This is a genomic window from Iamia sp., assembly GCF_035575815.1.
Classification (GTDB): Bacteria; Actinomycetota; Acidimicrobiia; order Acidimicrobiales; family Iamiaceae; genus Iamia.
The window spans coordinates 1-6,335 of the sequence record NZ_DATLXO010000036.1 but is presented as its reverse complement, the minus strand read 5'-3'; the positions used below and the strand labels follow the sequence as shown (position 1 = coordinate 6,335).

The 6,335-nt window shown below is 72.6% G+C and carries 5 protein-coding genes; 3 read left to right on the top strand and 2 right to left on the bottom strand.

Translation table 11 applies throughout. The features are described 5' to 3' along the window. Positions 1 to 291: 291 nt before the first annotated feature. The 3 genes from VNL12_RS03305 (at position 292) to VNL12_RS03295 (ending at position 2,808) form a co-directional block, all read left to right on the top strand. Positions 292 to 861: an adenylyltransferase/cytidyltransferase family protein gene (locus VNL12_RS03305; protein WP_325591472.1), complete on the top strand. Its 570-nt coding sequence runs from the start codon at positions 292 to 294 to the stop codon at positions 859 to 861. A 76-nt stretch (positions 862 to 937) separates the two neighbouring features. Further along, positions 938 to 1,981: an ATP-binding cassette domain-containing protein gene (locus VNL12_RS03300; protein WP_325591470.1), complete on the top strand. Its 1,044-nt coding sequence runs from the start codon at positions 938 to 940 to the stop codon at positions 1,979 to 1,981. Continuing rightward, entirely contained in the window at positions 1,978 to 2,808 is an 831-nt protein-coding gene (locus VNL12_RS03295) for an ABC transporter permease (protein ID WP_325591469.1), read from the top strand. The genes VNL12_RS03300 and VNL12_RS03295 overlap by 4 nt, the downstream gene beginning before the upstream one ends. 31 nt (positions 2,809 to 2,839) lie before the next feature. Here VNL12_RS03295 and VNL12_RS03290 read toward each other — a convergent pair whose 3' ends face one another. Next, a complete protein-coding gene (locus tag VNL12_RS03290) occupies positions 2,840 to 4,174 on the bottom strand; it encodes an NAD(P)/FAD-dependent oxidoreductase (RefSeq protein ID WP_414654840.1) in 1,335 nt (444 codons plus the stop codon). A 160-nt stretch (positions 4,175 to 4,334) separates the two neighbouring features. Beyond that, the gene (locus VNL12_RS03285) at positions 4,335 to 5,141 is read right to left on the bottom strand and encodes a DNA-formamidopyrimidine glycosylase family protein (protein ID WP_325591465.1); all 807 of its coding nucleotides are present in this window, start codon (positions 5,139 to 5,141) and stop codon (positions 4,335 to 4,337) included. Positions 5,142 to 6,335: the final 1,194 nt, after the last annotated feature.

Below are 6,335 nucleotides of genomic sequence, written 5' to 3'. Positions count from 1 at the left end.
GGCGTATCGTCTTCACCCGACAGGTGCCTTTCGTTCCGGGGAACTGGTTGGCTTTGCAGCTCCAATTCTCCCGCAACGAAAGGCATCCGTCGCGCATCCGAACGAACGTACGCGCGGCTAACTCACCGATCTAGGTCTGACACGCCAGAGCGCCAGATCTGACCGTCTGGCATGTCAGAACGGCCGACCTTCGCCGCGACCACTGTTCTGACACGCCAGAGCGCCAGATCTGACCGTCTGGCATGTCAGAACGGTCGGCGTCTTCCACGTCGACCGGCCAGGATAGCGGCCATGCTGGCTGTCTACCCGGGGTCGTTCGATCCGCCGACGGTGGCCCACCTGGCCATCGCCCGCGCCGCGCTGAGCCACGTCGACGAGGTGTGCTTCGTCCTCTCCCGGGTGGCCCTCGGCAAGGAGGATCTCACGAGCCGCACGCCGGTCGAGGACCGCCGGGACGTGCTGCGCCAGGCCACCGACGCCGACCCCCGCCTGTCGGTGGCGGTGACCGAGGCCCGTCTCGTCGTCGACATCGCCGCGGGCGCCGGGGCCGATGCGGTGGTGGTCGGTGCCGACAAGTGGGCCCAGATCCTCGATCCCGCCTGGTACGGCGGATCCGTCGCGGCCCGCGACGACTCCGTGGCCCGGCTCCCCCGGGTGCTCCTCGCCGCTCGGGCCGGGACCGAGGTGACCGGCCACCCTCCGACCATGACCGACGGGACCGGCACCGACGCGACCGGTCAACCCGGGGCGGTGCTGCTCGAGGTCGATCCCGTCCACCTCGAGGTGTCCTCCACCCGGGCCCGCGCGGGTGACCCCGCGCTGATGCTCCCCGAGGCACTAGCCGCCGGCCACTGGGGATGAACACGTGGTGACGACCGGCTGACATCGCCACCGAACGGGGGGCTCACCGTCGCACCCCCTCGGTAGGGTGCCGGCCGTGACCTCCTCTGCCATCGTGGCCTCCGGCCTCGAACGCCGCTTCGGCGCCAACGACGCCGTCGCCGGCATCGACCTCGACATCGTCCCGGGCGAGGTCTACGGCTTCCTCGGGCCCAACGGCGCCGGCAAGTCGACCACCGTGCGCATGCTCTGCACGCTGCTGACGCCCACCGGCGGCACCGCGTCGGTGGCCGGCTTCGACGTGGCCCGCAACCCCGAAGAGGTCCGCCTGCGCATCGGCGTCGCCCTCCAGGAGGCGGCGCTCGACCCCAAGCAGACCGGCCGCGAGCTGCTGCGCCTCCAGGCCCGGCTCTACGGGCTGCGCAAGGCCGAGGTCACCCACCGCCTGGGCCAGCTGGCCGAGATGGTCGACCTCGGTGACGCCCTCGACGACCGCATCGGCACCTACTCCGGCGGCATGAAGCGCCGGCTCGACCTCGCCGCCGCCCTGGTCCACAGCCCCGAGGTGCTCTTCCTCGACGAGCCCACCACCGGGCTCGACCCGGTGAGTCGCAACCGGGTGTGGGACGAGGTCCGGCGGCTCAACCGCGAGCTCGGCGTCACCATCTTCCTCACCACCCAGTACCTCGAGGAGGCCGACGCACTCGCCGAGCGCATCGGCATCATCGTCGCCGGTTCGATCGCGGCGGAGGGCAGTCCCTCGGCCCTCAAGCGCCGCATCGGCACCGACGTCATCGTGGTCCGCATCGAGGGCGAGCCCGACGAGGCCCGTCGGGCCATCGAGGGCACCCCGGGCGTCGAGTCGGTCGAGGTCCACGGCGATGAGATCACCATCGCCGCCGAGGACGGGTCCGCCCTCGTGAGCCCGGTGGCGGTGGCCCTCGACGGCTGCGCGGTGAAGGTGCGCGACCTCACCCTCCGCACCCCGACGCTCGACGACGTGTTCCTCGCTCTCACCGGCGACCGCTTCCGCGCCGACGCCGACGCCGAGGCCGAGGCCGAGGCCGAGGCCCGCGCCGCTGACGCCACCGACACCGCTGACGCCACCGGCACCGCTGAGCGCCAGAGAGCCGACCGTTGACCGCCACCGCCCCACCCGCTCCCACCACCGAGTTCCCCGCCGACGTCCGGCCCCGCAAGGCAGGCGTCGTGGCCGACGTCCTCTCGGTCGCCGGGCGCGCCGTGCGCTCGATCCCCCGCGAGCCCGAGAGCGTGATCCCGGCGCTGATCGTGCCGATCTTCTTCTTCATCGTGAACACCGGGTCGCTCACCGACATCACCAGCCAGGTGCAGGACCCAGGCTTCAGCTTCAAGGCGTTCCAGCTGCCGGTGGCCATCATCTTCGCCGTCACCGGCATCAGCCGGGCCTCGACCCTGGTCACCGACATCCAGGACGGCTACTTCGACCGCCTCACCCTCACACCCATCCGCCGCCCGGCCCTGCTGCTGGGGCTGATGGTGGCCGACTTCGTCCTCGTCGTGGCCCTCGCCATCCCGGTGCTGGCCCTGGGCTTCGCCGTCGGGGTGCGCTTCGAGACCGGGCTCCTCGGCGTGGTCGCGTTCATCTTGCTCTCCGCGGCGTGGGGCATCGTGTTCACCGGCTTCCCCTACGCCATCGCCCTCAAGACCGGGAACCCAGCGGCGGTGAACTCGAGCTTCATCCTCTTCTTCCCGTTCGCGTTCCTGACGACGGCCTTCGTGCCCGAGGAGTTCCTGAGCGGCTGGCTCGCCACCGTCGCCGTCTACAACCCCGTCACCTACGTCCTCGACGCCCTGCGCTCGCTCACCATGGAGGGCTGGGAGGCCGACACCCTCGGCAAGGGCCTGCTGGCCATCGGCGCCGTCGGCCTGGTGAGCTTCAGCCTGTGCCTGGCCGCGTTCCGAGGCCGGATCCGCGCCGGCGCCTGAGACCTCGCCGCCCGGCCCTCAGCGCCGGCCCTCACGCGACGTCGGGAGGCGGCGCGTCATCCACCGTGGGGTCCGCCGGCGTCGTCGCCTCGCCCTCACCCGAGCCGAGGATGAGGCGCGCCCCCCGGTCCCAGGTCAGGTAGTTCCAGGCCCAGTTGACGAACACCGAGATCCGGTTGCGGAACCCCATCAGGTAGACGAGGTGCAGGCCGAGCCAGGAGACCCACGCCAGCGTGCCCGTGAGGCGCAGGTTGTGGGGCAGCTCGGCCACCGCCGAGCGTCGACCGATGGTGGCCATGTTGCCCTTGTCCCAGTAGCGGAACGGCTCGTGGATGTCGCCCTCGCCGATCACCGAGCGCTCGATCAGCCGGGCCACGTGGCGGCCGCCCTGGATCGCCACCTGGGCCACCCCGGGGAGCAGACCACCCGACCCGTCGTCGATGGCGGCCATGTCGCCGACCACGAACGCCTCGGGATGATCGGCGAGGCGCAGGTCGGCCTCGACGGTGACCCGGCCGCCCCTCCCCGTCGGCACCCCGAGGGCGGCAGCGACGGGGTTGGCCTTCACCCCGGCCGCCCACACCAGGGTGTGGGCGGGGATCTCGTCTCCATCGGCCAGCACGATCCGCGTCGCCGACACCTCGGCCACCGACGTGCCGGTGCGCACCGCGACGCCGCGCCGCACGAGCGTCGAGCGGGCGTAGCGCCTCGAGCGCGGGTGGAACGGGGGCAGGAGGTCGTCGGTCATCTCGACCAGCACCACCCGGGCCCGGCGCACGTCGACCCGGCTGCCCCGGAAGTCGCGGTGCAGCACCTTGTCGATGAGCTCGGCGAGGGCCCCGGCCAGCTCCACGCCGGTCGGGCCGCCGCCCACCACCACGAACGTGAGGCCCCCGTCGTCGACCACGGTCGGGTCCACGTCGGCCGCCTCGAAGCGACCGAGGATGTGGTTGCGCAGCCGCACCGCGTCGGGGAGCACGTAGAGCGGTAAGCCATGCTGGGCCACGCCGGGGATGCCGAAGTCGTTCACCGTCGCGCCCGCCGCGACGACCAGGTGGTCGAAGGCCTGGCGGTCACCTCCGCTCAGCACCACCTCGCCCGCCGACCAGTCGACGGCGTCGACCGTGGCTCGCCGGAACTGGAGGTTGGGCTGGCGTTGGAAGATCCCCCGCACCGGGTAGGCGACGTCCGCGGGGGTCAGGCCCGAGGTGGCCACTTGGTAGAGCAGCGGCTGGAACGTGTGGAAGTTGTTGCGGTCGATGAGCGTGATGTCGACCGGCGCCCCCTTCAGCTCCTGGGCGGCGGCCAGCCCTCCGAAGCCGGCGCCCACGATCACGACCTTTGTGCGTGCGTTCACAACGGCCATCCTGTCACGCCTCCGCCGGTCACGGTCGACCTCTTCCGCAACAACCCCTCAGCTCACAAACTGCCACCCTCACGGGTCTCCTCGACCCAGGAGGGTGGTGAGAACCCGTGCCGCCTGTTCGCGGACCGGGGCGGTGATGCCGCCGCCCAGGTGGTCCGTCTCAGAGGGGGCGGCGCTGGCAGGTCGGGCACCAGTAGGTGGAGCGGGCCTGGGCGCCGTGGTGCACCATCTGGATCGGGGTGCCGCACCGCCGGCAGCCTCGGCGCTGGCGGCCGTAGACCGCCACGCTGCCCGGCGGGCCCTCCACCGTGGTGCGTCGGCTGGTGGCCAGGTTGCGCCGCAGCAGGCGCGACGCGACCTCGACGAGGCGGCGGCGCTGAGCCACCTCGACCGCCTCGATCGGCGTGAAGGGGTCGAGGCCACAGGCGAAGCAGACCTCGCTCTTGTAGACGTTGCCGATGCCGGCGGCCACGGTCTGGTCGAGGAGGACCTCGGCGATGGTCGTCCCCGGCTCGGGGTGGGCCTCCATCCGCCGGAGCACCTCGTCGAGGTCCGCGTCGGGCGAGCACAGGTCGGGTCCGAGGTGGCCGACGGGGTTCTCGCTCACGCCGAGGGCGTTGGCTCGCCCGTCGCGCCGGTAGGTGCGCACCACCGGGGCGCTGAAGCACACGGCCTCCCAGCCGGGGACGACGAGGCGGCAGCGCAGCAGGTGGCGCTGCTTCCGCCACCGCTCACCGGTGCGGTAGAGGTGCCACGAGCCGGTCATGCGCATGTGGGTGTCGAGCGACAGGCCGCCGCCGAAGTGCACCAGCAGGTGCTTGCCCACCGCTTCGACGTCGTCGATCACCGACCCGGGGCGAGGACGATCGCCGGCCAGGCGAGGGGCGTCGAAGCGCTGCAGCGGCGCGCCGGCCAGCGCCGGACGGAGCCGCTCGGCGGCCCGCCAGATGGTGTCGCCCTCGGGCATGGGCAGGAGGCTACGGCGACCCGAGCGCGGACCGCTGCGGGCCGCAGGTCGCCGCCGAGGGCGACGGCAGGTGCCGCGGGCGACCGAGGGCGGCCGTCGTGGTGGGGCCGACTCCCGCGCGCCGCCGGGCCACCGACCCCGATCGCTGGCTGGCCGGGATGCGCCGCCTCCGCCTCGGCGACCCGCTCGGGCTCGGCCCCACGCTTCGGCGGACGCCGCCCTTCTTGGTACGAGATCCCGGGTCGGTCGCGGGATCTCGTACCAAGAACCGGTCACGACTCCGCCTGATCGGTGGTGGGCCTGATCGGTGGACGGCTGTCAAGGGCCAAGCGGGAGACGGTGCCGCTGGTCGCCGGTCGACCTCTGAAGGGCCCGGCGCCACCGGGTCCAGTTCCTCGACCCGGGCACCGAGGCGGCCACCGTCGCCGCTTCGCCCTCGGGACCGACACACGGCCCGGAGCACCGTGACCCTCGACCTGATGGCCGGCGATGGCACCAGCTGAGGCCCCCAGACAGGAAGGGCCACGGGGGCCATGGGCCAGAGCGAGGTCGGCTCCAGCCCCCAGCGTCTGTTGAGCGCCTCCCGCCGAGGGGGCGCTGGCCCCGCCTTGGGCGCCGAGCCCGGCGAGGCTCCCACCCGCTGGATCCACACGGCCCGCCCGCCGACGCCGGACGAGGCTTGCGTTGACGCCGTCAGGCGCGGTGCCGCTTACGAACCCCGAGCGACCAGCAGCCCTTGGGCCAGCCGGGGCCGAGCTGGGCGGCGGGGCCGCTGCTGACAGCCGCGCGGCTCGGCATCCTTGCGCTCCGGCGATGGGCCACCGCGAGCCGCCAGAACCCCTTCCGATCCGAGCGGTGGGCTGCTTGCGCCCGGACGCTGCGTCTGCCGCGGTCGCTCGGCGCAAGGACCGCCAGCTGCGCCGGACTCGACGTGGAGAGGTGTCCCCGTCTCATCCTCGCCCGAGACTTGGTCCGCCGGTCAGGTGCAACCCGTCACGTCGCTGGGTAGAGCGACCTCACCCCCGGCCCGCCTGTCTCTTGCTTTTGGTGCATTTTCATGCTTTCTTGGTCATCCATGAAGCGGCTGCTCGCCCCGACGCTCGTGCTCTGCCTCGTGGCCACCGGCGCCTCCTGCGGCAGCGACGACGAGCGCAGCGATCCCCCGACCCCCAGCACGACCAGCCCCGCCACCAC